This window comes from Pseudomonas sp. 18173, from assembly GCF_050432945.1.
Classification (GTDB): Bacteria; Pseudomonadota; Gammaproteobacteria; order Pseudomonadales; family Pseudomonadaceae; genus Aquipseudomonas.
Window position 1 is genome coordinate 1 of record NZ_JBKFTN010000060.1, and the last position, 2,906, is coordinate 2,906.

The following is a 2,906-nucleotide window of genomic DNA, read 5'->3' on the forward strand; positions in this document are numbered from 1 at the left end:
CGAGGCGAACTGCCAGCTCTTGCGGCCCAGGGCGTCGTAGCCGAAGCAGCTGGTGAGCGTGCCCTGGGTGCGCAGGACTTCGCGGTGCAGGTCGTCGCGCTCGATGTCGCTGATCAGTTGGCCGTCGAGGTTGAGCTGGTGCAGGTGGCCGCTGCCGTAATACAGGTGATTGAGGTGCTGGCCGGTGGGCAACGTCAGGGTGGTGAGGTTGCTCAGTGGATCGTAGTCGTAGGACAAGGTGCCTTGCGCCGTGGTCTCCTGGACCAGGCGGCCGAGCCGGTCGTAGGAGAATTCGAGCGTTTCTTCGCTGATTCCGAGTTGCTTGCCCTGTGCGGTCGGCTGGCGCTGGATCGACAGCAGGCGGTCGCCGTCGTCATACCGGTAGTCCTGACGGGCATCGCCATTGCGCTTGGCCAGCAACCGGCCAATGCTATCGCGCTCGAATTCGGTGCGGCGTTGTGGCCGTTCGCCGCGTTCGCCGTAGCCAATTTCATCGACCTGGGTCAGGTGCCCGCCGAGGTTGTAGCTGAAGCGCCGGGTCAGGTTGTCGATGCGTTGTTCTTCGATCAGCCGGTCGGAGGCGTCGTAGGCAAACTGGTACGCCGCGTTGTTTTCGTTGATCAGCGCGGTCAGGCGAATCGCCGGGTCGTATTCGTAGCGGATGCGCTGGCCCTTGGCGTCCTGGCGGCTGCCCGGCAAGCCCCGGGCGGTGCGCAGCAGGCGCGTGGTCTGGCCCTTGCCGTCGGTGTGGCTGAGCACCTGGCCGAGGGCGTTGTAGGTGAACGATTCGGTGCTGCCGTCCGGATGATGGATGCGCAGCACTTCGCCGTCGGGCTTGCGTTCCAGCGAGGTGGTCTGGCCCAGCGCGTCGGTGACGGCGACCAGGTGCTGGCGTTCGTCGAAGCGGTAGGTGGTGTTTTTGCCCGAGCAATCCTGGAAGCGCTCGACCTGGGCCAGGGTGTTCCACCACAGGTATTTGGACTTGCCGGTCGCATCGATGATGGTGTGCGGCAGGCCGTCGTCGCCGTTGAGGTATTCGGTGGTGTGGCCGAGGGCGTCGACTTCGGCGATGAGGTTGCCCTGGTCGTCGTAGCGGGCTTGCCAGGTGCTGCCGTCGGGGTAGTCCACCCGGGTAACCAGCGGGGTCAGGTGGTGATAGCGGTATTTGATCGCGCGCCCGAGCGGGTCGGTCTCTTCGAGCAGGCGCGAGTAGTCGTCGTACTTGAGCGTGATGCTGTTGCCGTCGGGCAACGTCAGGCCGGTCATGTTGCCGGTGTCATCGAGGTCGATGACGTAGTGCTCGCCGCCGAAGTCGCGGCTGGCGGTGACGCGATGATCGGCGTTGTAGTGAAGCTCGGCTTCGCGCCCGAGCGCGTCGGTGACCCGCGTGGTGCGCGCTTTGACGTCGTAGCGGAACTGGAAACGCTCGCCGTCGCTGGTCCAGTGCTCCACGACCCGCGGCTGGCCGTCGATGGGTTCCCAGCGGTAGCTGCAGGTCAGGCCCAGGGCGTTGCTGTGGCTGGCCATCACGCCGTCGCTGTAGCTGAAACGGCGCAGCGAATCGCCGTTGCGGTTGATCACTTCAGCGAGCTGGCCGTTGGCGTCGTAACGGTACTGCACCAGGGTTTCAACGGCCTCGTTGTCGACCACGCGCCGGACGTCGGTCAGGCGGCCCAGCGGGTTGTCGTAATGCAGGTGCACCCGCACGCCACCGGTGGCGCTGATGTCGGTGAGCGTGCCTTCGGCGGTGCGGGTGAAATGCAGGAAGTGGCCCAGGGCGTTTTCGATGCGCTGCAGCGGAACCGGGATGTTGTCATCCGCGACTTCGCCGAAGTAGAAAAAACTGTTGTCGAGGGTTTGCAGCAGGTAGTGACCGCCCTCGGTGCAGACCAGAGACACCTGTTCATGGGGGTTGTAGATGCGCTGCCCCGGCTGCACGTCCACGAACGGAACGCTGCGCCCCTGATTGTCGGTGAGGTAAACGAAGGAGCCCCGGCGGCGCAGGCTTTGCTCCCAGGGCAGGACCCAGCCCTTGCCGAGGACGCTGTCGAGGCTCAGGTCGCTGGCATAGAAGCGCGACCATTGGATCGGCATCAGGCCCGGCAGGCTGAAGTCGGTTTCGTCGGTAATGACCTTGCGCCCGGTGGTGGCGTCGACCGGGTTGCCGATCAGACCACCCACCGCACGCTCGATGGCCGGCCCCACGACGTAACGCGAGGCCACCTCACCGGCGACGAACCCGGCGGTGAACTTCAGTGCGCAGGGCATGATGGCCTTCATGCCGGCCTGGGTCCCGGCCTTGATCAGTTGGGCGATACCACCGGCCGCACCGGCGACCGCCATGAGGATGTCGACCGTGGTGCGCAGCCAACCGGGAATCTCGTCGTCCACCGGCAGGTAGCGATAGGTGCCGCCCCCGATGAAGACATTCCCCGAGCCGCTGGAGAGTGTCGCGCCGCAGGTCAGCTTGTCGCCCTTGCGCGCGGCCGCCGTGCCGTTGATGAAGACGTTGGTCGAACCCTCGGCGACCTTTACCGGGCCGGGATGCTTGTCGCAGGCCCCCGTGCTGTTTCCGACGTGGGCCGCCTTGCGACTGTTGATGAAGACGTTGGGCGACGCGGTGACGAGGGTCCCCGCGGGTGAGGAAAACATACTGCCTATCTTCTCCCCCGCCGCGGTGAGCAGGCTACCTCCGACGCCTGCGGCCAGACCCGCCAACAAGGCCACGCCAAACCCACAGGTGAACGTTGCGATCGCCACCGTGGCGACCAGCGCGATGCCCAACGCCGCGCCGATGAGAAACCCGCCCAGGGCGCTGGTGTGCGACAGTTCATCGCCAAACCTTGCGGCTTCGAACATGGCCGTTACTCCTGTGCGCTGGAGTCGGTCTTGGGGCCGCCGGGCTG

Annotated in this window: 1 protein-coding gene; it reads right to left on the minus strand. The window is 65.7% G+C overall.

Going from position 1 to position 2,906, the window contains the following annotated elements; translation table 11 throughout:
• A partial coding sequence (locus tag ACLD1X_RS28985) for a DUF6531 domain-containing protein (RefSeq protein ID WP_429373705.1) occupies positions 1–2,859 on the minus strand: 2,859 nt, incomplete at its 3' end.
• Positions 2,860–2,906 lie beyond the last annotated feature (47 nt).